General features: G+C 54.1%; 27 protein-coding genes. 25 read left to right on the top strand and 2 right to left on the bottom strand.

What is annotated here, in order from left to right:
- The first annotated feature begins 60 nt into the window (after window positions 1-60).
- On the top strand, window positions 61-501 hold the full coding sequence (locus MNO13_RS20985) for a DinI-like family protein (RefSeq protein WP_241939231.1): 441 nt from the start codon (window positions 61-63) through the stop codon (window positions 499-501).
- 388 nt (window positions 502-889) lie between these two features.
- Window positions 890-1,639, top strand: coding sequence for a DUF4145 domain-containing protein (locus tag MNO13_RS20980; protein ID WP_241939230.1), 750 nt, complete (start codon window positions 890-892; stop codon window positions 1,637-1,639).
- A 355-nt stretch (window positions 1,640-1,994) separates the two neighbouring features.
- Here the strand turns inward: MNO13_RS20980 and MNO13_RS20975 are convergent, their stop codons facing one another.
- Window positions 1,995-3,029, bottom strand: coding sequence for a phage portal protein (locus MNO13_RS20975; protein WP_241939229.1), 1,035 nt, complete (start codon window positions 3,027-3,029; stop codon window positions 1,995-1,997).
- Window positions 3,029-4,801, bottom strand: coding sequence for a terminase ATPase subunit family protein (locus MNO13_RS20970; protein ID WP_241939228.1), 1,773 nt, complete (start codon window positions 4,799-4,801; stop codon window positions 3,029-3,031). Before MNO13_RS20970 ends, MNO13_RS20975 begins: the two co-directional genes overlap by 1 nt.
- Before the next feature lie 166 nt (window positions 4,802-4,967).
- On the opposite strand from MNO13_RS20970, the gene MNO13_RS20965 reads away from it, so the two are divergent.
- The 23 genes from MNO13_RS20965 to MNO13_RS20855 all read left to right on the top strand — a co-directional run bounded on the left by MNO13_RS20965 (window position 4,968) and on the right by MNO13_RS20855 (window position 21,454).
- Window positions 4,968-5,789 (top strand): GPO family capsid scaffolding protein, encoded by an 822-nt coding sequence (locus MNO13_RS20965; protein ID WP_241939227.1) that lies wholly within the window; start codon window positions 4,968-4,970, stop codon window positions 5,787-5,789.
- Between the two features lie 31 nt (window positions 5,790-5,820).
- Window positions 5,821-6,891 carry a phage major capsid protein, P2 family gene (locus MNO13_RS20960; RefSeq protein ID WP_241939226.1) on the top strand — a complete coding sequence of 357 codons (1,071 nt, stop codon included), beginning with the start codon at window positions 5,821-5,823 and terminating at the stop codon, window positions 6,889-6,891.
- A gap of 3 nt (window positions 6,892-6,894) precedes the next feature.
- On the top strand, window positions 6,895-7,647 hold the full coding sequence (locus MNO13_RS20955) for a phage terminase small subunit (RefSeq protein ID WP_241939225.1): 753 nt from the start codon (window positions 6,895-6,897) through the stop codon (window positions 7,645-7,647).
- Window positions 7,648-7,739: 92 nt separating this feature from the next.
- On the top strand, window positions 7,740-8,246 hold the full coding sequence (locus MNO13_RS20950; RefSeq protein WP_241939224.1) for a head completion/stabilization protein: 507 nt from the start codon (window positions 7,740-7,742) through the stop codon (window positions 8,244-8,246).
- Window positions 8,246-8,449, top strand: coding sequence for a tail protein X (locus MNO13_RS20945; RefSeq protein ID WP_121814369.1), 204 nt, complete (start codon window positions 8,246-8,248; stop codon window positions 8,447-8,449). Before MNO13_RS20950 ends, MNO13_RS20945 begins: the two co-directional genes overlap by 1 nt.
- Window positions 8,440-8,661 (top strand): primosomal protein, encoded by a 222-nt coding sequence (locus MNO13_RS20940; protein ID WP_115631019.1) that lies wholly within the window; start codon window positions 8,440-8,442, stop codon window positions 8,659-8,661. Before MNO13_RS20945 ends, MNO13_RS20940 begins: the two co-directional genes overlap by 10 nt.
- Entirely contained in the window at window positions 8,645-9,154 is a 510-nt protein-coding gene (locus MNO13_RS20935) for a lysozyme (RefSeq protein ID WP_241939223.1), read from the top strand. The genes MNO13_RS20940 and MNO13_RS20935 overlap by 17 nt, the downstream gene beginning before the upstream one ends.
- On the top strand, window positions 9,151-9,576 hold the full coding sequence (gene lysB, locus MNO13_RS20930; protein ID WP_241939222.1) for an Rz-like lysis system protein LysB: 426 nt from the start codon (window positions 9,151-9,153) through the stop codon (window positions 9,574-9,576). The genes MNO13_RS20935 and lysB overlap by 4 nt, the downstream gene beginning before the upstream one ends.
- Window positions 9,464-9,709, top strand: coding sequence for an Rz1-like lysis system protein LysC (lysC, locus tag MNO13_RS20925; RefSeq protein ID WP_241939221.1), 246 nt, complete (start codon window positions 9,464-9,466; stop codon window positions 9,707-9,709). The genes lysB and lysC overlap by 113 nt, the downstream gene beginning before the upstream one ends.
- Window positions 9,672-10,139: a phage tail protein gene (locus tag MNO13_RS20920; RefSeq protein WP_241939220.1), complete on the top strand. Its 468-nt coding sequence runs from the start codon at window positions 9,672-9,674 to the stop codon at window positions 10,137-10,139. The genes lysC and MNO13_RS20920 overlap by 38 nt, the downstream gene beginning before the upstream one ends.
- A complete protein-coding gene (locus tag MNO13_RS20915) occupies window positions 10,132-10,581 on the top strand; it encodes a phage virion morphogenesis protein (RefSeq protein WP_241939219.1) in 450 nt (149 codons plus the stop codon). The genes MNO13_RS20920 and MNO13_RS20915 overlap by 8 nt, the downstream gene beginning before the upstream one ends.
- A 130-nt stretch (window positions 10,582-10,711) precedes the next feature.
- Entirely contained in the window at window positions 10,712-11,470 is a 759-nt protein-coding gene (locus tag MNO13_RS20910; RefSeq protein WP_241939218.1) for a hypothetical protein, read from the top strand.
- 69 nt (window positions 11,471-11,539) lie between these two features.
- Window positions 11,540-12,181: a phage baseplate assembly protein V gene (locus MNO13_RS20905; protein ID WP_241939217.1), complete on the top strand. Its 642-nt coding sequence runs from the start codon at window positions 11,540-11,542 to the stop codon at window positions 12,179-12,181.
- Complete coding sequence (locus MNO13_RS20900; protein WP_241939216.1) at window positions 12,178-12,528, top strand: GPW/gp25 family protein; 351 nt, start codon at window positions 12,178-12,180, stop codon at window positions 12,526-12,528. Before MNO13_RS20905 ends, MNO13_RS20900 begins: the two co-directional genes overlap by 4 nt.
- Window positions 12,529-12,532: 4 nt before the next feature.
- Window positions 12,533-13,441, top strand: a complete 909-nt coding sequence (locus MNO13_RS20895) for a baseplate assembly protein (RefSeq protein WP_241939215.1) — start codon at window positions 12,533-12,535, stop codon at window positions 13,439-13,441.
- Window positions 13,434-13,964 (top strand): phage tail protein I, encoded by a 531-nt coding sequence (locus MNO13_RS20890; protein ID WP_241939214.1) that lies wholly within the window; start codon window positions 13,434-13,436, stop codon window positions 13,962-13,964. The genes MNO13_RS20895 and MNO13_RS20890 overlap by 8 nt, the downstream gene beginning before the upstream one ends.
- Before the next feature lie 11 nt (window positions 13,965-13,975).
- Window positions 13,976-15,901 (top strand): phage tail protein, encoded by a 1,926-nt coding sequence (locus MNO13_RS20885; RefSeq protein ID WP_241939213.1) that lies wholly within the window; start codon window positions 13,976-13,978, stop codon window positions 15,899-15,901.
- Entirely contained in the window at window positions 15,901-16,425 is a 525-nt protein-coding gene (locus MNO13_RS20880) for a tail fiber assembly protein (protein ID WP_241939212.1), read from the top strand. Before MNO13_RS20885 ends, MNO13_RS20880 begins: the two co-directional genes overlap by 1 nt.
- A gap of 388 nt (window positions 16,426-16,813) precedes the next feature.
- Window positions 16,814-18,001, top strand: a complete 1,188-nt coding sequence (locus tag MNO13_RS20875; RefSeq protein ID WP_241939211.1) for a phage tail sheath protein — start codon at window positions 16,814-16,816, stop codon at window positions 17,999-18,001.
- Between the two features lie 13 nt (window positions 18,002-18,014).
- The gene (locus MNO13_RS20870; RefSeq protein ID WP_121815279.1) at window positions 18,015-18,536 is read left to right on the top strand and encodes a phage major tail tube protein; all 522 of its coding nucleotides are present in this window, start codon (window positions 18,015-18,017) and stop codon (window positions 18,534-18,536) included.
- 62 nt (window positions 18,537-18,598) lie between these two features.
- Window positions 18,599-18,904 carry a phage tail assembly protein gene (locus tag MNO13_RS20865; protein ID WP_121814354.1) on the top strand — a complete coding sequence of 102 codons (306 nt, stop codon included), beginning with the start codon at window positions 18,599-18,601 and terminating at the stop codon, window positions 18,902-18,904.
- 32 nt (window positions 18,905-18,936) lie between these two features.
- Window positions 18,937-19,056: a GpE family phage tail protein gene (locus tag MNO13_RS20860; protein WP_121814353.1), complete on the top strand. Its 120-nt coding sequence runs from the start codon at window positions 18,937-18,939 to the stop codon at window positions 19,054-19,056.
- A complete protein-coding gene (locus MNO13_RS20855) occupies window positions 19,049-21,454 on the top strand; it encodes a phage tail tape measure protein (protein WP_241939210.1) in 2,406 nt (801 codons plus the stop codon). Before MNO13_RS20860 ends, MNO13_RS20855 begins: the two co-directional genes overlap by 8 nt.
- The last annotated feature ends 8 nt before the right edge of the window (window positions 21,455-21,462 follow it).

Here is a 21,462-nt window from a genome sequence, read left to right as displayed (position 1 = left end):
TCACACTTTTTGTTAATACATTATACTGTGTTTTTGTACAGTGCTTGTTGTGGAGGATACATGGATAGAGAGTTGAACCAGCATGTAATGATTGAACGGGTTGAAATGATTGCCCGTCTGACGACTGAAAACGCTTGCCAGGAAAGAGATCGTGAAATTGCGTTAAATTTAATCGCTGAAATTGCGAGAGGGAACTTGATGAAAAACGACTCGTTTTCTGTTGTTTTCTCCGCAACACCTGTTGAAGAACGATTAAAAAAAGGTGGTGAAGTGCGGGTAAACATTACGCTTGATAAAGACCAACAAATCGAACAGCAGGTAGTGGATGCTTTTAAATGTGAACTCACGCGGCGTGTACAGTCAGTTTTTCCTTCGACACGTATAACTATTAAGAAAGGTTCGATGACTGGCGTGGAGCTGAAAGGTTTTGACAGTGAGTCTGACCGTGAAGCACTAGACAATATTCTTCAGCAAGTTTGGGAAGATGAGAGCTGGCGATAATTCCTGAAAAATCTGCGCGATTTAATCCCATGATTGAATGCATGGGATTATTTTTTATGGGCATTACTGACTACAATTAATACTACAGTACTGTAGGGGAAGAAAGTGAATGGTTAGTAAATAGATCGTTTAAGAAACCAAATGGTTGCATGTGATTATTAAATGTATTTCATTGTAATTATTAATGGTTGGGATTAATTACCATAATTTATTTTTATTCATGCAAGGGTGTTAATGGTGTGTAAAATGGTCGTAAGCTATGATAAATTTATTATCTTGCGATTAACATTTTTCAATGTTGACTAGTTTTTTTTAGGTTTTTATTGTGAATTTATATTTTTAGTGCTTTATTTTAACTAAATTTAAAATTGCCCCGTTTAGGATAATTATGCCAGCAGATAAGCTAACCACAATGTTTACTCAGCATGAATGCCCGTCTTGGGCTTGCCCAGCATGCGGAAATGCGACGCTTAAGATCAAGAATGGTACCTTCAACTATGACGAAACTTTAGAATCAATTCAGTATCGTAATAGTAATGATCAATATTGGGATCCGGAAAGTATATCTTATATTTTTTCAAGTATTTTGGTTTGCGAAAATAGCCGTTGTAAGCAGGTTGTCGCATGTAGTGGTTCTGGTGGTGTTTATCAGCACTGGAATAAAGACGAAATTGAGCATATCGACCTTTTTTCAGCTAAACATTTTACCCCAACCCTTAAGCCTTTTAACATCCCGCAAGCGTGTCCTGCATCTGTTCAAAATGCCCTTAATGAGTCATTTAGTCTGTATCTTAGTAATCCTGCCGCTGCGGCAAATGCTATACGTACTTCAGTAGAAAACTTACTAACTGAACTTGGTATACCAACACAATTGACTAATAAAAAAGGTCAACCTTACAGACTAACCCTCAATGCCCGCTTGGAGATTTTACCTTCTGATCTTCAAAAACATTTAGATGCTTTAACTGCAATAAGGTGGCTTGGCAATGCAGGTAGCCACAATGCTGATGCAGTGAGTACAAATGATATTGGGCCTGCTTATGAAGTTGTTGAATATTTTCTTTCTGAAATGTATGCATCTAAAGCTAGTGCGGTAGCTCAAATTATAGACAAAATCAAAGAGCGATTTGCTAGTTGAAAACAGATTATTCAACTATGACTTAGGCTGTTAACTATGTATGCCTTTCCTGCATTAATTCGCATTATTGTAAAAGGTTGGTATTTAATCCGGCTCGCCATAACTGGCGGGCTTTTTTGTATTTAATGCAACTGCATTAAAACCGACCCATAAAGCGGGCAGGCGTGGCGGGGATAGCATTGCGCGCTGGCGTGGTATTTATTTTATTTAATTTGCGCCTGAGCACATCGTGATGGCGTTTTTGGGTGTGCCGTTTCGCTTGGGTGTGGTTGTCGGTGTTCGCACTGTGTGGCGTGTCTGAGGGCGTGAGGCGAGGGCGTAAAAAAGCCGCTACATGAGCGGCTAGAATCGGGAATTACTCGGCAGGTGTTAACTCGTAAGCCTTAAAACGGATCACCTCCTCACCAATCCACTCATTCACCTCTTTAATCCTTTCCTGCAACGGCGTCAGCTCGTTACGCACAAACACCTGTGCAGCCTTCACTACGTCACCGAAACCACCGGTATTGTTGGGGATGACACCCATCATTTGCGGTGGTACACGGTGCGCACTCATTAAATCCTCGGCACTGGCTTTCTTGATATTAAAGAAATCGTCTTTGGTCGCCACCTCGCTTAGTGGCACGATTTTAATCCCGTCTGGTTTGCCGTTCGGTGCGTAGAAAAACAGGTTTTTAAAATTCCCCAGTCCTTTTGAGCTGCGCATCGCTTCGCGCAGGGATTCCACGTCGGTGCTGCTCTGCGCTGCATCGGTTACATACATGATGTAACCCGCGTGCGCGCCGTTCTGGTAATACTTGCGGCGGAACAGGGTCGCCGATTCATTCAGCCAGGCCGAGTTAAGTGCGCTGAGGTATTCCGGCAGGCCGTAAAGCTCCTGGTTGATATCCGGTTCCAGCAGGTGGAACACGGAGCCAGGCGCGAACTCATGCGGGGTGACAAACGACTGCACAAACCAGTACGCATCCTCGCTGGTACCCTTGCGGGTATATTTGGCCGGTGAGGTTTCCAGCCGTAACAGCTTGCCGGTAACACTCATGCGCTTTTCCAGAAACGCATTGCCGAACACCAGAAAATCCAGTGCAAAGCGGCTGAAATCCTGCTGCGATAACAACGGGTGCGGGATAAAGGTTGAGGCAAGAATATTGCGCTTCACGTAAATCGGCGAGCTGTGGTGAACGGCAGCGCGCAGGGTTTTTGCCAGGCCGGTAAAACTCACCGGCGGCTCAAACCATTTGCCGTTACCGACGCACTCGGTGTAATCGAGAATGTCACGGCGGTCGAGCACCGGTGACGGCTCACCAAAGGTGAAGGCTTCCATTTTTTGCGGTGCCGCAGCCGGTGCAGCAATGGTGTTTTTTGCTGCGTGATGTTTGCGTTTCTTCGCCATCAGTTGAATTCCAGAATTGAGGTGGATGCGTTGCCACTACCGGCGGTGAGTGGCTCATTTAACAGCGCGTGCATGGTTGCCCACGCGACATCGGCGTGGCTGGCTTCTTCGCTGCGGCTGGCGTCATAGGTGGCACTGCGCCCGCTGCTGGTCATGGTTTTACGAATAGCCATAAACGAGGCGGTGATGTCGGTATAACTCACGTCGTATTCCAGGCATCCACGCGCAATCGTGTCTTTGGCTTTGAGCACCATCGCGGTTTTCACCTCGGGGCTGTAGCGGATTTCACGCGCTGCGGGATAGAACGCGCGCACGAGCTGGTAAACACCCTGACCGATGCCGGTCGCATCGATACCGATATATTCGACGTGGTATTTTTCGGTCAGCTTTTTGATGGATTCGGCCTGCGTCGCGAAGTCCATCCCCTTCCACTGGTGACGCTCCAGAATGCGGAATTTGCCACCGGCAACCACTGGCGGAGCCAGCACCACACACCCGGCACTGTCGCCAGTGTGTGACGGGTCGTAACCAATCCACACCGGGCGATAGCCAAACGGGCGCGTGGCGAATGGTTGCCAGTCATCCGCCCAGGCTTCCATGCTGTCGACCATGCAGCGTTGCAGCTCCTCGAACGGAAACACCGAGGCTTTGTCGTCGACAAACTCACACATGAATAAATTGCGGAAATCTTCGGCGCTGTTTTCTCGCTTCAGCGTGTCGAGGTTAAACAGGTCACAACCCCCGGCGAGCGCATCCTCAATGGTGACAATCTGTCGCCACTGACCGTCCGCGCAGGCCATGCCGTTTTTTAACGCCGTGTGGCTGATATCAAGGTCAACACACTCGCTTTTGTCTGACCGGCCTTTGTTGAACAGTTCCCCTGACCAGAACGGATACGCGCCATGCGCCAGCGTTGACGGCGTGGAAAAATATGTCGAGCGCAGGTGCTGCTGCGAGGCCATGCCCGACGCCACTTTGCGCAGCTTCTGAAAGTTGGGGATCCAGAAAATTTCATCGACCAGCAGGTCGCCGTTATGGCTCTGTGCGGTGTTGGAATTGGTGCCGAGAAAAATCAGTTTTGCACCGTTGTTGCCGATGACAATCGGGTCGCCTGTCAGGTCAACATCGACCAGGCGCGCAAACTGGATGATGTACTCGCGGAACACATACGCCTGCGTCTTGGACGCTGAGAGGAAAATCTGGTTATGGCCGGTTTTCAGCGCGCGCAGCAGTGACTCACGCGAGAAATAAAACGTTGCCCCAATCTGGCGGGATTTAAGGATATTGCGGATACGGTGCTTCAATCCCGCCTGATGCCAGCCGAGCTGATACTCGAAGGATTCAGCAAAGAAAATCTCCTCGAGCTTTTCGATAGCCTCGTCGCTGAAATAGTTCTTTTTCGGCTTCTTACGCTCACCTTTATTGCGGTTCGCCACGTTGGGATTTAAATCCGCTTCACTGCCGGTCTGGTTATAGCGATTGACCCGCGCCAGCCGCTCAATCTGCCGGCCTAGCAGGTCAATTTCTTTGAAGTCGCCGCCGTCTTTTTTCGGCTTGGTAATCAGCTGAATAAGCCGCGCTTCGAGACTGTTTTCAACACGGCTAATGGGCGCAATGCTGTCCCAGCCGTCGCGCTGCTTCCAGCTCTGCACGGTCGGGCGTTTCTGTCCGAGCATTTCCGCAATCTGTGGCACGGAAAACCCCTGCCAGTAAAGCAATGACGCCTGTCGTCGTGGATCTTTAAGAATGGAGGTATCGGTGGTGATTGTCATGGTGGCCTCGCGTTATCTGATAAGCGGCAAGGCTACTGAACCGAAGGGGGAAGCGCGCTAAGGTGCTGTTGTGTCAGGGGTAAGCCATCCGGGATGAATGGCAGGTCGGGTGCAGAGTCAGGAAACTAAGCCTGACCCAATCACCCCACACTCAGGACTCCTGAACATGGCAAAGAAAGTTTCTAAATGGTTCCGCATCGGCGTCGAAGGTGACACCTGCGACGGTCGCGTGATCAGCGGCAGCGACATTCAGGAAATGGCCGATTCATTCGACCCGCGTGTCTACGGCGCACGCATAAATCTCGAGCACATCACCAGTGTGTTACCTGACAGCCCGTTTTGCCGTTACGGCGATGTCACCGAGCTGAAAGCCGAAACCATTGATGATGATTCCGCGCTCAACGGCAAGCTGGCTTTGTTCGCCCGCATCACCCCGCTGGCGAACCTGGTGGAAATGGTCGGCAAAGGCCAGAAGGTTTACACCTCGATGGAGATCCGCCCGAATTTCTCCAACTCCGGCAAGTGCTATCTGATTGGCCTCGCGGTGACTGATGACCCGGCAAGCCTCGGTACTGAATATCTGGAGTTCTGCTCGCGTGCCAAAACCAATCCGCTCGCGGGTCGCAAAGAACGCCCGGAAGATTTGTTCTCGGTTGCCACGCTGGCCGAGCTGGAATTTGAAGACCAGCCCGACACCCTGCTGAACAAACTGACCGACACCGTCAAAGGCATTTTCAGCCGTAAACAGGCTGATGACGATGCGCGTTTTAACGATGTGCATGAAGCGGTAACGGTGGTCACCGAGCAGGTGCAGGCCAACCACGACGCCACTGAGCAGCGTCTGAATGCGATGGAGCTGTCATTCAACACCCTGAAAGGCGAACTCTCCACGCTGGAAACCTCACTCGACAACACCGAGAGCTTTACGCAGCGCCGTCGCGAACCGGCAAGCGGCGGCAATGGCGACTCCGTGCTGACCAACTGTTAACCCCGAACAACCTCATTAATCAGGAAAAACAATGCGCCCACAAACTCGCTTTAAATTTAACGCCTACCTCACCCAGGTGGCGAAGCTCAACAACGTCGACACCGGCGACATGACCAAAAAATTCAGCGTTGACCCGTCCGTCACGCAAACGCTGATGAACACCATGCAGGAGTCATCCGACTTTCTGACCCGCATCAACATGGTGCCGGTCGCGGAAATGAAAGGGGAAAAAATCGGTGTCGGTGTCTCCGGCTCGATTGCCAGTACCGCCGATACCGCCAGTGGTGATGAGCGTAAAACCGAAGATTTCACCGCGCTGGAGTCCAATAAATACGAATGTGATCAGGTCAATTTCGATTTCCATATTCGTTTTCGTACCCTCGATTTATGGGCGCGTTTCCAGGACTTCCAGCTGCGTATTCGTAACGCCATTATCAAACGTCAGTCGCTCGATTTAATGATGGCCGGTTTCAACGGCATTAAGCGTGCGGCAACCTCTGACCGCAGCAAAAATCCCCTGTTGCAGGACGTGGCGGTCGGCTGGTTGCAGAAATACCGCAACGAAGCGCCCGCGCGCGTGATGAACAAACATACCGCTGAAGATGGCACTGTTTCGGATGTGATCCGCGTGGGTAAACACGGCGATTACGCCAACCTCGATGCGCTGGTGATGGATGCCACCAATACCATGATTGCGCCGTGGTATCAGGAAGACCCTGACCTTGTGGTGATTTGTGGTCGTCAGTTGCTGGCCGACAAATACTTCCCGATTGTGAATCAGGAGCAGGCCAACACCGAAGCCATGGCGGCGGATGTGATTGTCAGCCAGAAACGCATCGGCAACCTGCCAGCGGTACGCGTGCCGTTCTTCCCGGCGAATGGACTGATGGTGACCACCCTCGAGAACCTGTCGATTTACTACATGGATGACAGCCATCGCCGCATCATTGATGAGAACGGCAAGCTCGACCGTATCGAAAACTACGAATCCATGAACATTGATTACGTGATCGAGGATTACGCCGCTGGTTGCCTGGTTGAAAACATCCAGCTCGGTGAGTTCCCTGCGCCGCCGAAAGATGAACCGGCAGCGGAGGCATAAACCATGACGAGTCCCGCTGCACGACACATGATGCGGGTCTCGGCCATTGTGACCGCGCAGCGGGACGATAACCCGCTGCGCCATGCAAATGCTTACGAGCAGATGCTGGTCAAACTGGCCGCCGACCAGCGCATTTTAAAAACCATTCATTCCATCGAGCGCAAGGCCGACAAAAAGCGCGCGCTGTTGCCGTCCTATGCGCCGTGGGTCGCCGGTGTGCTGGCCGAAGGCAAAGGCGCGCAGGATGACATCGTGATGACCGTCATGCTGTGGAAGCTCGATGCCGGTGATATTGCCGGTGCGCTGGAGATTGGCCGCTATGCGATGCAGTACGGCCTCACCATGCCCGCGCTGCACAAACGCACAACGCCATATGTGCTGGCCGAAGATGTGGCGCTGGCCGCCATGCGTGCGCACGCCGCTGGTGAGCCGGTCGACGTTGGGCTGTTGCTGGCGACCCAGACCCTGACCAGTACCGCCGATATGCCCGACAAGGTGCGCGGCAGGCTGCACAAAATCACCGGGCTGGTACTGCGTGACGTGGGGCTGCTGGCGGATGCACTCGCACAGCTGAAGCGAGCAATGCAGCTCGATGCACAGGCGGGTGTGAAAAAGGACATTGAGCGCCTTGAAACCGCTCTCAAACCGAAGCCCGTCATCGTGAAGAAGCCAAAGACAAAACCGCGACCGCGTAAACCTGCGACCACACCAGGCAAACGCGGTCGCCCCCGCAAAGTGGCTAACACCACCGGTTAAGAATGCGCCCCGCGCCGGACGGCACGCCGGTTGAGAATGGATTTATTCCTCATCGATACCGGCGTCCACCGTCCACCTATTTTGAGGTTGTCATGACGACAGTGATTATCAGCAAGCCTGAAAGCCCGCAGGTCGGTCAGGGTGTGGTTATTCCTCCGCGCCCGGTCGCGGAAGCGGCCATTAGCAATACGGCTTTTTTCCCCGACGTTGAGCCGCTGCGCATTCGCGAACTGCTGCGCCTTGAGCACACCGTGACACCGGTGCGGCTGCGTGCGGCGATTATTGACGGGATGGCGGAAACCAACGCCGAGTTACGCGACTACCGCCGTGAGCAGATGGCGCTCGGGTATGACAGCCTGGCTGCTGTACCGGCTGACGCGATTGATGGGGAAAGTGTGCGGTGTTTTTACTACCTGCAAGCCGTGACCGCGATGACCACCGCGAAGCTTTATGAGAACTATCGCGGCGTGGATGCGAGCGCTAAAGGGGATAAAAAAGCCGACAGCATCGAGAGCACCATTGATGAGATGTGGCGGGATATGCGCTGGGCGGTCTCCCGCCTCCAGGATAAATCCCGCTGCATCATCGGGCAAATCTGATGAAGGTTTTTGCGCTCCAGGGCGACACGCTCGACGCACTGTGTGCACGCCATTACCGGCGCACCGAGGGTGTGGTCGAAGCAGTGTTACTCGCCAATCCAGGTCTTGCAGAACTCGGTGAGGAGCTGCCTCACGGCACCGCGGTTGAACTGCCGGATGTCGATTCCTCACCGGTCACGGAGACCCTGAATTTATGGGACTGACAATGGAAAAAATCACCACGTTTGTCACTTACTGGCTGTCGGTGGCGCTGGCGTATTTCGGTACGCAGACGCCGGAAAAACTGGCGCTGTATGTCGGCGGAGGCTGCGCGATTTTCACCGCGCTGGTGAATTTCTGGTATCGCCGCCAGACCTTCCGCTATCTGCGCGCAATGGGGTTGAATGAGGAGGTGGTGCGTGGCATCAATCGTTAAACGTTGCAGTGTCGCGGCTGTGCTGGCGCTTGCCGTTCTGCTGCCGGATTTCTCATTACTGAAAACCTCACCCGACGGGCTGGCACTGATTGCCGACCTCGAAGGGTGTCGCCTGAAACCGTACCAGTGCAGCGCCGGTGTCTGGACGTCAGGCATCGGTCACACCGCAGGCGTTACGCCAAAAGGCGATATTACCGAGCGTCAGGCCGCGCAGAACCTGGTCAGCGATGTGCTCAATGTTGAGCGCCGTCTTGCTGTTTGCGTGCCGGTCGATATGCCACAGCCGGTGTATGACGCAGTGGTGAGCTTTGCGTTTAACGTCGGCACCGGTGCGGCCTGTCGCTCGACGATGGTGAGCTACATCAAGCGTCACCAGTGGTGGCAGGTGTGTGACCAGTTCCCGCGCTGGGTGTTTGTGAATGGCGTCAGAAATACCGGGCTGGAAAACCGCCGCGCACGTGAGCGGGCTTACTGTCTCAGGGGGATGGAATGAAAACACTGATGATTTTGCTGTTGCTGGCCGTCGCCGGTCTGATGTGGATGAAGCGCGAAAACAACACGCTGACCCGCTCGTTTGAAAAGGCAAACCGTGTCGCCGGTGAGCAGAAAACCCAGATCATCATGCTGCGCAATCAGCTCGATGTTGCTGCAAAACTCCGGCAGCGGAATGAACAGGCGCAGGTCGATTTACGCAACCAGCTCGCCACCGCAAACCGGCTTGCGGCGAACCGTGGCAATACCGTGACGAGGTTACTCAATGAAAATAAAGCGCTGCGCGAGTGGTATGAGTCTGATTTGCCTGATGACATTATCCGGCTGCACACTCGCCCCGCATTCACCACCACCGCTGATTATTTACAGTGGCTGTCCGAAAGTGGCGCTGTGCAAGATACCGGCAAGCCAGCCGCACACTAACGGTGATTTAAGCGCGGACATTCGCCAGCTTGAGGCCGGGCTGGTCAGCTGCGCCGCCCAGACTGAAACCATCAGACACTGCCAGGAGAAACTCGATGCTCAAGCCCGCCAGTTTACGCAAAGCCCTCTGTGATGCAGCGCCGGTGCTGCGAAATAATCCGGACATGCTGCGCATTTTTATCGACAGCGGGAAAATCGCCTCCACACTTGCGGCCTCGCTGTCGTTTGAAAATCAGTACACGCTGAATGTCGTGGTCACCGATTATCACGGGGATCTGGATTACCTCATCGTACCGGTCAACGCCTGGCTGCGGGAAAACCAGCCCGATATCATGACCACCGATGAGGGGAAAAAAAGAGGCTTCACCTATATCGCCGATATTAACGACGACGAGAGTGTCGATGTCAGTATCAGCCTGTTGCTGACCGAGCGCACACTGGTCAGGCAGGAAGGTGAAGCGCTGCACGTGAAGCACGTCCCTGAGGCGCCCCTGCCTGAGAACGTCTCCCGCCCGATGGAACTCTATGCTAACGGCGAGCTGGTGAGTCAGTGGCATGAATGAATTTAAACCCTTCGAGGACAAACTCGCCGGACTGATTGCAGCGTTATCACCGACAGCGCGCCGCAAAATGACGGCTGAGATTGCGAAGGAACTGAGAACCTCGCAGCAGCAGCGTATTAAACGCCAGCAGGCACCGGACGGCACGCCGTATGCCGCCCGTAAACGTCAGCCGGTAAAGGGCAAAAAAGGCCGGGTGAAACGTGCGATGTTTACCAAACTGCGCACCAACCGGTACATGAAAACGAAAGGAACAAATGACGCTGCGGTCGTGGAGTTTGTCGGGCGTGTGCAGCGTATGGCGCGGGTGCATCAGGAGGGGCTGAGAGACAAGCCAAACCGTTACAGTGCGGGGGTGCAGTATGAAGAGCGGCCGTTGTTGGGCGTTAGTAAACAAAATGAACAGCTAGTTTCTGAAGTAATAATTAACCACCTGAATAATTGAATTTTTAATATTATTAATTTCGATAAATTAATGATGGTTTATATCAGGTTATGGATTGGCTGTTGTTAACGTAATATCTTCCATAAAAAAGAGAAGTGTTTTATAAAGAAAATCCATTATAGGAGGTGCTATGTTTGAAAGTTTGGTCAATATTGAATCACTGATTGCAGTTTCAGTTGGGGCTATTTTTAGTTTTAAAATCAGCAAGGCTAACGTTAATATTAGGTCTGAGAGGCGCGAGCAGAGTCCGAATGTAAGTGGAGATAACAATGTTATTGTTTACAATAATAACATGTTAAATGTGCGAAAAGAGATGCGCTTTTCTGTAAAGGCATGCGCCTTCGCTATTTTTTTATTTTTCCATATGTTTTCAGGTTTTTTTATCCAGCTACTTTCTTCGCTATCTATTTTTCTCCCTTTATTCTGTTTGTTTGGTGTTATAAATAACATAAGACTTTACGGTTTTAGTCGGGGTGGTGATTTTCTTTATTTGCTTTTCGCGATTCCTCTAGGCGTTGTATGCTATTGCGCAGCACAGTTAATATCGCAACATGCTGACTTATACCCAAGGTTATTTCAATTATTTAGTGATGTGTCCAGTTACGGTATTAAGAGTGTTTTCTATGCCAACACCCAAATTATATCAATAGCATTTATCATTTTGTCGAGCATTGCATGCTCTGGGTTGATACTACTTCATTTCTATTTGAGCTTTGCTTTTGTTATTTATCGCAATGCAAATGATGCGTTCAGATACTCGCTTTCAATTTTAGTCTTCGGCTACGCGCTTTATTTCCTCTCATCAGGTGCAGTCTTTTCACCATTCGCATCTGATCTTGAGTACTTCAAAGCCGTGTTGGTATATCCATTCAAGATACTTAGTTTTTAAGTTGTTGTACTACTAGCAGGCAAACGACCATCAATTGCCGCCTGAGCCTTCAGGCGGCATCCTTTCCCCATGAATACTCTCTCATCACTCCAGGAAGTCGCGCGCCTGCTGCGCAACCTTATCCGCATCGGCCTCGTGACCGAAGTCGACACCGCACAGGCATTATGCCGTGTGGAAACCGGCGGTATTACTACCGACTGGCTGCACTGGCTGACATCCCGCGCCGGTCGCTCGCGCGCCTGGTGGGCACCGTCTGTCGGTGAGCAGGTTCTGGTGCTGGCAATTGGCGGTGAGCTGGATACTGCTTTTGTCCTGCCTGGCATTTATTCCGGTGACCATCCCGCACCGTCAGCGTCCGCCGATGCGCTGCACATTTCTTTCCCCGATGGTGCCGTTATCGAGTACGAGCCGGATACCGGTTCGCTGACCGTGAGTGGGATTAAAACCGCTGATGTCACCGCGACCGAGTCTATTACCGCCACCGTGCCGCTGGTGCTGGTCAAAGCCGAGACCCGCATTACCCTCGATACGCCGGAAGTGGTCTGCACCAACAAGCTGACCACCGGCACGCTTGAAGTCAAAAAAGGCGGCAAGATGAGCGGCAACATCGAGCACAGCGACGGTACGTTTAAATCCAACGGCGTGCAGGTGGATAAGCATAAGCATGGCGGCGTTGAGCGCGGCGGAAGTCTGACGGAGGGCACACAATGACGGCTCGTTATCTCGGCATGAACCGTGCCACCGGTCTGAGTTTGTCCGATTCCGGACATATCAGTCAGAGCGTGCGCGACATTCTGATCACCCCCATTGGCTCACGCGTGATGCGCCGCGATTACGGCTCGCTGTTATCAGCACTGATTGACCAGCCCGATAACCCGGCGCTGCGCCTGCAAATTATGTCGGCCTGCTACATGGCCATCCTGAAATGGGAACCCCGCGTCAGGCTGACCGCCATCACCTTTGAAAGCACCACCGCAGGGACGTTATTCGTCGACATCACCGGCGTGCGAACCGGCACCGGCGGAGCGCCTTTTTCTTTAACCATTCCCCTGAGCTGAGATTATGGCAACCATTGACCTGAGCCAGTTACCGCCCCCGGACGTGGTCGAGGTACTGGACTATGAAACCCTGCTGGCTGAACGTAAAGCGACGCTGATTTCCCTTTACCCGGAGGAGGAGCAGGAAGCCGTTGCGCGGGTGCTGGCGCTGGAATCCGACCCCATCGTCAAGCTGCTGGAGGAGAACGCGTATCGTGAGCTGATTCTGCGCCAGCGGGTTAACGAGTCGGCGCTGGCCGTGATGCTGGCATTTTCCAGGGCAAACGACCTTGATGTGCTCGGTGCAAACAATAACGTCACGCGCCTGGTCATTACACCTGCCGATGACACTGCCATCCCACCGGTGGCGGCGGTGATGGAATCGGACAGTGATTTCCGTCTGCGTATTCAGCAGTCCTTTGAAGGACTGAGTGTGGCGGGGCCGGTCGGGGCGTATCAGTTTCATGGCCGCAGTGCCGACGGGCGTGTCGCGGATGTGTCGGTGATCAGCCCGTCACCGGCGTGCGTGACGATTTCGGTGCTCTCGCGTGAAGGGAACGGCACCGCCAGTGATGAGCTGGTGAACATTGTCAGCCTTGCCCTGAATGATGAGAACGTGCGCCCGGTGGCTGACCGTGTGACGGTGCAGTCGGCGGTCATTGTCGACTATGAAATTGACGCGACACTTTACCTTTACCCTGGACCCGAACTGGAGCCGGTGAGGCAGGCTGCCGAGGCCAAACTGAAAGCCTACATCAGCGCGCAGCACCGCCTCGGCCGTGATATTCGCAAGTCGGCCATTTATGCCGCTTTACATGTTGAAGGTGTGCAGCGCGTTGAGCTGGCTAAACCGCTGGCCGACATCGTGCTCGATGACACTCAGGCTTCGTACTGTGCGGATTACCAAATCGTTATCGGGGGCGCTGATGAATAACGTCCGGCTGCTGCCGGTTGGCTCCTCTGAGCTGGAGCTGGCCGCCGAAAAAGCCTGTGCCGAACTGACGCGCGTACCGGTGCCGCTGCGCCAGCTCTGGAACCCGCTGGAATGCCCCGCACAACTGCTGCCGTATCTGGCTTGGGCGTTTTCGGTTGACCGCTGGGATGAGAACTGGACGGAAGAAGCCAAACGCAACGTTATCCAGACCGCCAAATACATTCACAAACACAAAGGCACCATCGGCGCTATCCGGCGCGTGGTGGAGCCGCTCGGCTATCTGATTAATGTCACCGAGTGGTGGCAGAGCAACGAAGCACCCGGCACGTTTCGTCTTGATATTGGCGTGCTGGAAAGCGGCATTACCGAGGAAATGTACCTCGAAATGGAGCGCCTGATTGCTGATGCAAAAGCCGCCAGCCGTCACCTGACTGGCCTGAACATTACCCAGGATGTCAGGGGCGAATTTTACGTCGGTGGCATGAGCTATGACGGCGACATTATTACCGTGTACCCCGGATAAAAGAGGCAATTATGACCGTGAAATATAAAACACTGCTGACCACCGCCGGGGCGGCAAAACTGGCTGCTGCCACCGCAGGCGGCACACTGATTAGCCTGACACACATGGCTGTCGGGGATGGCGGCGGCTCGCTGCCGGAGCCGGATGTCAGCCAGACAGCCCTCATCCGTGAAAAATGGCGCGCAGAACTGAATAAAATCAGCATCGATGTCAATCACGATAATTACGTGGTGGCCGAGCTGGTTATTCCGCCAGAACGGGGCGGATTCTGGATGCGGGAAATGGGCTTGTTTGATGCTGATGGCACACTCATCGCCATTGCCAATATGGCCGAAAGCTACAAGCCGAAACTGGCTGAGGGTTCAGGCCGCGCGCAAACCGTGCGTATGGTGATTATGGTCAGTGCCATTGAGTCGGTTGACCTGACCATCGACACCACCACGGTGATGGCGACCCAGGACTACGTTGATAATCAACTCGCGGAACATGAACGCTCGCGCCGACATCCTGATGCCACGCTGGAAGCTAAGGGTTTTAGCCAACTGAGCAGCGCGACCGACAGTGACAGCGAGGTGCTGGCCGCCACGCCGAAAGCGGTGAAAGCCGCATTTGATATGGGCGATAAGGCGAACAAAAATGCCGACAGCCGCCTGCTCAAAGAAAACAACCTGTCGGATTTACCTGATGCTGGTCAGGCTCGCCAGCATCTCGGGCTGAAAGGTGCGGCGGTGATGGATACCGGCACCACGGCGGGAACGGTGGCGGCGGGTGACGACGCGCGTATTGTTAACGCCCTGCAGAAAGACAAAAACCTTTCTGATGTGGAAAACAAGGAACAGGCTCGGGAAAACCTCGGGCTGAAATCCGCCGCCTTGTGTGACGCTCAGACCTCAAGCGCGGATATCACTCCCGGGCGCGTGCTCGTCAACGGAGGCACATTCTCCATTGGCGCTAATCAGGTTCAAATGTTGGTGGGGGATGCCAGTTTCCGGTTCAGTGCTAATGGCGACTTCACCGCTACGCGCGCGATTAACATCGGCGACAGTGACACCGGCTTCCTGGCAAATAGTGACGGGAGCACGTTTATTCGTGCTGACAATGCCAATATTGGTTGGTGGAACAGTAGCAAATTTGTACTCGACAGATATTTTCTGGCTAATGCCGGATTGCAGACTCCGGCAATTGAGCTGACAGGTGGTAATGCGATTGTCGACTTCCACCTGAGAAACGACACCGATGATTTTAACGTCAGACTCTACAACGATGCCGATAATCAGTTACTGCTGCAAAGCAGAAGCGGCAGAGCAATCCTTAATAACCAGGGGAAGTATATCGGACTGGCTGCTGCGGGTGCCTGGAATACGGAATATGGTAACCAGACTCACTCACCCTTTAATGCCTCGTATTTAAATGTCGGCAATGGCGATACATGGTGCCCCATGATGACGGGAGGCGCACAAAAAAATAACGGTTTCCCTACCTTTACCTCGTTTGGTCAATACATTCCGGCTGACAATGGGTTCGGCTGCCCGGTTATTACGGCTATTGGGGATAATGGTCGGTGGGCTCGATGGATGTTTGATTTCGGATCAGGAGGCATTTCTTATTTCAACCAGGCGGGTGGCAGAAGTGTCGCTTTTCAGGACTGGGTCAACGGGCGTGTAGGTGAAGTGCAAAACTGGGTCAATGGACGTGTCAATGATGTGGTCAATCAGTCCGATGGTCGTTACATCATGGACGTGGCACGCGGCGGGCAGGCGATGTCAAATCCCGGTCACGGTCAGGAACAGGTCTGGGAAACCCCGGATGGGTGCTTTATGACTGGACTATCCATGCGTAGTGACCTGGGGGATTGCCGAAACATGGGTAAATATTATCGCGCTCTTGTAGTGCGTACTTATAGCGGCAGCTGGCGGCAGGTCGGGAGTATTGCGTAATGATCCAGTTTAAAAATATCCGTATTTCAAAGCGGGTGATTGAGAAAGGCATGGCCTTACCCTTTATCTATTTTGAAGATGACAAGGGGCGAGACTGGTACACACTGCGTGATAAAACCTGGACAGGTAAAACGGCATTTATCGCGGTTGCACCAGATGGTTTTATCACTACCGGTGCGCTGAATCCCAATTTCCTGACGCTTCATGAAGGCCTGAGTGTTTACGAAATTAACGCGGCTGACTACCAGGCTGATATCGGGAGCAAGCCCTATGTTTTCAAAGACGGGAAAATTACCGCGTTTACGTTACCCCCGCAGGAACTGGCGGGCATCACCCAAAACGAACTGCTGATTCAGGCCACCAAAGCGATCGCGCCACTTCAGGATGCGGTTGATGTTGGTATCGCAACCGGGGAAGAAACCGAACTGCTGACCGAGTGGAAACGCTTCCGTGTGATGGTCAGTCGTGTGGATACCACGCTTGCACCTGCCATTGAATGGCCGGTCGCACCGGACACAAAGTAACAGACACAAAAAAGCCCGCGCAAAGCGGGCTAGTCATACGGACATTCCTGATAATCCTCCTCTTCATCATCGACAAACCACAGGCACCAGAAATACCCTGCCAGTAACCAGACGACCAGTGCCGCCACGCCCCATAAAACATATTCCATCGCGTCATCTCCCTTAATGCCGGAAACGATAACGGCAATACACCTTTATAGATAATGGATATAAACGATCAATTCTCGTCAATTGATCGCTCTCGCCGATCAATCACCGTCACATTCCCCCGTTGATTTTGCTCTGTTTTCCGGTTTGTTGTGCCTTATGTGAGCGAGCGCTGATTGCTCGCACGCTGACGGCACAACACCTGAAAATAGACACTTCTGAAAACTACGGAGTGACCCGGATGGCTGACTATCACCACGGCGTGCAGGTTATTGAAATTAACGACGGCACGCGTGTTATTTCCACGGTCTCGACGGCGGTCATCGGCATGGTGTGTACCGCCAGCGATGCCGACGCGCAGACCTTTCCCCTTAATGAGCCGGTCTTAATTACTAATGTGCAGACCGCCATTGGCAAAGCTGGCACCAAAGGCACCCTTGCTGCTTCCCTCCAGGCGATTGCTGACCAGTGCAAGCCGGTAACCATCGTGGTGCGCGTCGAAGAAGGTGACGACGAGGATGAGGACGCCGCCCGCGCGCAGACCATCAGCAATATCATTGGTGGCACCGATGTGAACGGTAAATACACTGGCATTAAAGCACTGCTGACCGCTTCAGCCGTCACCGGTGTAAAACCGCGCATTCTCGGCGTGCCGGGGCTGGATTCACAGGAAGTGGCGGTTGCGCTGGCCTCGGTGTGCGTCAGCCTGCGCGCCTTTGGCTATGTCAGTGCGTGGAACTGCAAAACGATTTCTGACGCCATCAAGTACCGCGACAATTTCAGCCAGCGTGAGCTGATGGTTATCTGGCCGGACTTTATCGCCTGGGATACGGAGACGAACGCCAGTGCTCCGGCGTATGCCACGGCGCGTGCACTCGGTTTGCGTGCCTTTATTGACCAGACCGTCGGCTGGCACAAAACCCTGTCTAACGTCGGGGTGCAGGGTGTCACCGGTATCAGTGCTTCGGTGTTCTGGGATTTGCAGGCCTCCGGCACCGATGCCGACCTGCTCAATGAGGCAGGGGTCACGACCCTTATCCGCAAAGATGGTTTCCGCTTCTGGGGTAACCGCACCTGTTCTGACGACCCGTTATTCCTGTTTGAGAACTACACCCGCACCGCGCAGGTCATTGCCGACACCATGGCCGAGGGGCATATGTGGGCGGTGGATAAGCCGATCACACCGGTGCTCATCCGCGACATTGTTGACGGCATCAAGGCCAAATTCCGCGAGCTGAAAACCGCTGGTTACATTGTCGATGCAGATTGCTGGTTTGACGAAACCGCCAACGATAAAGAATCGCTGAAAGCCGGGAAACTCTATCTCGATTACGACTACACGCCGGTGCCACCACTGGAAAACCTCACCCTGCGTCAGCGCATCACCGATAAATATCTGGTGAACCTGATCGCCTCGGTCAACGGATAAGGAACGCTGAATCATGGCAATGCCCCGCAAGCTTAAATCACTCAACCTGTTTAACGACGGCCTCAGCTATATGGGCGTGGTGTCCTCGGTGACGCTGCCGAAGCTCACCCGCAAGCTGGAAAATTATCGCGGCGGCGGCATGAACGGTGCCGCGCAGGTGGATTTTGGTCTCGACGATGATGCACTCACGATTGAGTGGACACTCGGCGGTTTTCCGGATGAAGAACTCTGGGCGCAGTACGCACTGCCGGGAGCGTCCAGTGTGCCGCTGCGTTTTGCAGGCTCCTACCAGCGCGACGACACCGAAGAAGAAACCGCCGTCGAGGTGGTGGTGCGTGGCCGTCACAAAGAATTTGACGGCGGTGACAGCAAACAGGGTGAGGACACCGAAACCAAAATCACCACGGTGTGCACCTATTACAAGCTGACGATGAACGGCAAAGAGCTGATTGAAATCGACACCCTCAACATGATTGAGAAAGTGAACGGCGTCGACCGTCTGGAGCAGCGCCGCCGCAATATCGGTCTGGCTTAAAGTATTGACCGGTCAGCCAGGCTGGCCGGGTATCCCTTGTGAAATCCACGGAGAACAACCTCATGAGCAACGCAAAAAAATACAAGAACACCTCTGATAACCCGAACATTGTGACCCTGGTGAAGCCGGTTAAACGCGGGGAAATTGTGATTGAAACGGTCACCCTGATTAAGCCGACCGCAGGCACCCTGCGCGGGGTGAGTCTCGCTGATGTCGCCAGCTCGGATGTGAACGCGCTGATTAAAGTGCTGCCGCGCATGACTTACCCGAGTCTGACTGAGTCGGATGTTGCCGCACTGGAGTTGCCGGACATGATGACGCTGGCCGCGAAGGTGATCGGTTTTTTGGCTCCGGCTTCGGCGGCTTAAGCTTCCCGTCGGGTTTATCGGTCGACGACCTGATGGCGGATATTGCGGTGATCTTCCACTGGCCGCCATCAGAGCTCTACGCCCTGAGCCTGAGCGACCTCATCAGCTGGCGCGAGATGGCGCTTAAACGTAGCGGAAATTCTCATGAGTAATAACGTCAGAATCGAAGTGCTGCTTAAAGCCGTTGACCAGGCAACGCGCCCGTTTAAACACATCCAGACGGCGAGCAAGGCGCTGGCGGGTGACATCCGCAACACGCAGAAAACCCTCAAGGATTTAAACGGCCAGGCATCGCGTATTGACGGTTTTCGTAAAACCAGCGCGCAGCTTGCGGTCACCGGTCAGTCACTGGCAAAAGCAAAACAGGAAGCCGCCGCGCTGGCGGTACAGTTCCGGAATACCGCCAGCCCGACGCGTGCACAGGCGCAGGCACTGGAAGCCGCAAAGCGTTCGGCTTCGGAATTGCAGACCAAATACAACGGGCTGCGTCAGTCGGTCCAGCGCCAGCGGCAGGAGCTGGCACAGGCGGGAATTAATACCCGCACCCTGTCAGCTGATGAGCGCCGCCTGAGAAACTCGCTCAGCGAAACCACCGCACAGCTTAATCGCCAGCGGGAAGCTCTGGCGCGGGTCAGCCGACAGCAGGACAGACTCAACGCCGTCAACAACCGTTATCAGGCCGGTAAACAGCTGGCCGGGACAGCCGGTGCCGTGGGTGCTGCCGGTATCGGCATGGCAACCGCCGGTGTGGCAGCAGGTGTCGGTATCCTGAAACCCGGCTACGACTTTGCACAGAAAAATTCCGAGTTGCAGGCGGTACTCGGGGTGGAAAAAACCTCACCGGAAATGGAAGCCCTGCGTAAACAGGCGCGCCAGCTCGGGGACAACACCGCAGCGTCAGCAGATGATGCCGCCGGTGCGCAGATTATTATCGCCAAATCCGGCGGGGATGCGGCGGCCATTCAGGCGGCGACACCGGTCACGCTGAATATGGCGCTCGCCAACCAGCGCACCATGGAAGAAAACGCCGCGCTGCTGATGGGGATGCGCTCGGCGTTCCAGCTTTCCGACGACAAGGTTGCACACATTGGTGATGTGCTTTCGACCACGATGAACAAAACCGCCGCCGACTTTAACGGGCTGAGTGATGCCCTGACCTATATCGCGCCGGTGGCGAAAAATGCCGGTATCAGCATTGAAGAAACCGCCGCGATGGCCGGTGCGCTGCACGATGCGAAAATCACTGGCTCGATGGCCGGTACCGGAAGCCGCGCGGTCATCAGCCGTTTGCAGGCACCGGTCGGCCAGGCGAAAACGGCACTCACTGAGCTGAAAGTCAGCACCGCCGACAGCAAGGGCAACATGCGCCCGCTGTTTACCATCCTGAAAGAAATGCAGGGCAAATTTGAGAAAAACAAACTCGGTACGGCGCAGCGTGCGGAGTACATGAAAGTCATCTTTGGCGAGGAAGCCAGTTCGGCGGCTGCGGTACTGATGACCGATGCCATGACCGGCAAACTCGACAAACTCACCGCCACCTTTAAAGCCTCGGACGGCAAAACCGCCGAACTGGTGAAGGTGATGCAGGACAACCTCGGCGGCGACTTTAAAGAGTTTCAGTCGGCGTATGAGGCAGTCGGCACCGACCTGTTTGACCAGCAGGAGTCTTCCCTGCGCCAGCTGACACAGACCACCACCAAATATGTGCTCAAACTCGACCACTGGATTGTGCAGAACAAAGGACTGACACAGACCCTGCTCAAGGTCGGGGGCGTGGCACTGGCGGTCATTGGCCTGGTCGGTGCGATTGGTCTGGTGGCATGGCCGGTGATTGCCGGGGTTAATGCCCTGATTGCCGCTGCCGGTCTGCTCGGCACCGCGTTTACCGTGGCCGGTGGGGCGATGATGACGGTACTCGGCGCACTCAGCTGGCCGATTGTCGCCATCGGTGCCGCCATCGCCGGGGGTGCGCTGCTCATCTATCAATACTGGGAGCCGCTGAGCGCCTTCTTCAGCGGTGTGGTGGAAGGACTGAAAGCCGCCTTTGCGCCGGTGGCTGAGATGTTCGCGCCACTGGCTCCTGTGTTTGACGCTATCGGGCAGAAAGTTCAGGGGGTCTGGCAGTGGTTCAAAGAGCTGATTGCCCCGGTGAAAGCCAGCAAGGACACGCTCGACAGCTGCAAGGAATCCGGCGTGGCGTTTGGTCAGGCACTGGCCGGTGCTTTCCGGCTCGCCATGACACCGTTTACCGCCCTGCGCGACGGTATCGAGTGGGTACTCGACAAGCTCGGCCTCATCAACCAGGAGTCCGGTCAGCTCAGTGTGCAGGCCGAAAAGGTCAACGCTTATGCCAGCGGAGCCGGGGGTTATCAGCCGGTCACCGCCAGCAGTGGCAAAAGCTACACCGACCAGAGCCGCAATGAGTATCACATCGCCATCGGTGGCGGCGTGCAGAACGGCGGTGAGCTTGACCGCCAGCTGCGCGACAGCCTGGAAAAATACGAGCGCGAGAAGCGGGCGAAACAACGCGCCAGCATGATGCACGACTAAGGAGGAAT

It is taken from the genome of Buttiauxella ferragutiae, assembly GCF_022637515.1.
Lineage (GTDB): Bacteria > Pseudomonadota > Gammaproteobacteria > Enterobacterales > Enterobacteriaceae > Buttiauxella > Buttiauxella ferragutiae.
The sequence above is the reverse complement of the archived record's forward strand: the minus strand, read 5'-3'. Positions and strand labels throughout refer to the sequence as shown.

Coding starts and splice junctions, on each gene's coding strand:
- MNO13_RS20985 (WP_241939231.1), top strand. CDS start 61: ATGGATAGAGAGTTGAACCAGCATGTAATGATTGAACGGGTTGAAATG.
- MNO13_RS20980 (WP_241939230.1), top strand. CDS start 890: ATGCCAGCAGATAAGCTAACCACAATGTTTACTCAGCATGAATGCCCG.
- MNO13_RS20975 (WP_241939229.1), bottom strand. CDS start 3,029: ATGGCGAAGAAACGCAAACATCACGCAGCAAAAAACACCATTGCTGCA.
- MNO13_RS20970 (WP_241939228.1), bottom strand. CDS start 4,801: ATGACAATCACCACCGATACCTCCATTCTTAAAGATCCACGACGACAG.
- MNO13_RS20965 (WP_241939227.1), top strand. CDS start 4,968: ATGGCAAAGAAAGTTTCTAAATGGTTCCGCATCGGCGTCGAAGGTGAC.
- MNO13_RS20960 (WP_241939226.1), top strand. CDS start 5,821: ATGCGCCCACAAACTCGCTTTAAATTTAACGCCTACCTCACCCAGGTG.
- MNO13_RS20955 (WP_241939225.1), top strand. CDS start 6,895: ATGACGAGTCCCGCTGCACGACACATGATGCGGGTCTCGGCCATTGTG.
- MNO13_RS20950 (WP_241939224.1), top strand. CDS start 7,740: ATGACGACAGTGATTATCAGCAAGCCTGAAAGCCCGCAGGTCGGTCAG.
- MNO13_RS20945 (WP_121814369.1), top strand. CDS start 8,246: ATGAAGGTTTTTGCGCTCCAGGGCGACACGCTCGACGCACTGTGTGCA.
- MNO13_RS20940 (WP_115631019.1), top strand. CDS start 8,440: ATGGGACTGACAATGGAAAAAATCACCACGTTTGTCACTTACTGGCTG.
- lysB (WP_241939222.1), top strand. CDS start 9,151: ATGAAAACACTGATGATTTTGCTGTTGCTGGCCGTCGCCGGTCTGATG.
- lysC (WP_241939221.1), top strand. CDS start 9,464: ATGACATTATCCGGCTGCACACTCGCCCCGCATTCACCACCACCGCTG.
- MNO13_RS20920 (WP_241939220.1), top strand. CDS start 9,672: ATGCTCAAGCCCGCCAGTTTACGCAAAGCCCTCTGTGATGCAGCGCCG.
- MNO13_RS20915 (WP_241939219.1), top strand. CDS start 10,132: ATGAATGAATTTAAACCCTTCGAGGACAAACTCGCCGGACTGATTGCA.
- MNO13_RS20910 (WP_241939218.1), top strand. CDS start 10,712: ATGTTTGAAAGTTTGGTCAATATTGAATCACTGATTGCAGTTTCAGTT.
- MNO13_RS20905 (WP_241939217.1), top strand. CDS start 11,540: ATGAATACTCTCTCATCACTCCAGGAAGTCGCGCGCCTGCTGCGCAAC.
- MNO13_RS20900 (WP_241939216.1), top strand. CDS start 12,178: ATGACGGCTCGTTATCTCGGCATGAACCGTGCCACCGGTCTGAGTTTG.
- MNO13_RS20895 (WP_241939215.1), top strand. CDS start 12,533: ATGGCAACCATTGACCTGAGCCAGTTACCGCCCCCGGACGTGGTCGAG.
- MNO13_RS20890 (WP_241939214.1), top strand. CDS start 13,434: ATGAATAACGTCCGGCTGCTGCCGGTTGGCTCCTCTGAGCTGGAGCTG.
- MNO13_RS20885 (WP_241939213.1), top strand. CDS start 13,976: ATGACCGTGAAATATAAAACACTGCTGACCACCGCCGGGGCGGCAAAA.
- MNO13_RS20880 (WP_241939212.1), top strand. CDS start 15,901: ATGATCCAGTTTAAAAATATCCGTATTTCAAAGCGGGTGATTGAGAAA.
- MNO13_RS20875 (WP_241939211.1), top strand. CDS start 16,814: ATGGCTGACTATCACCACGGCGTGCAGGTTATTGAAATTAACGACGGC.
- MNO13_RS20870 (WP_121815279.1), top strand. CDS start 18,015: ATGGCAATGCCCCGCAAGCTTAAATCACTCAACCTGTTTAACGACGGC.
- MNO13_RS20865 (WP_121814354.1), top strand. CDS start 18,599: ATGAGCAACGCAAAAAAATACAAGAACACCTCTGATAACCCGAACATT.
- MNO13_RS20860 (WP_121814353.1), top strand. CDS start 18,937: ATGGCGGATATTGCGGTGATCTTCCACTGGCCGCCATCAGAGCTCTAC.
- MNO13_RS20855 (WP_241939210.1), top strand. CDS start 19,049: ATGAGTAATAACGTCAGAATCGAAGTGCTGCTTAAAGCCGTTGACCAG.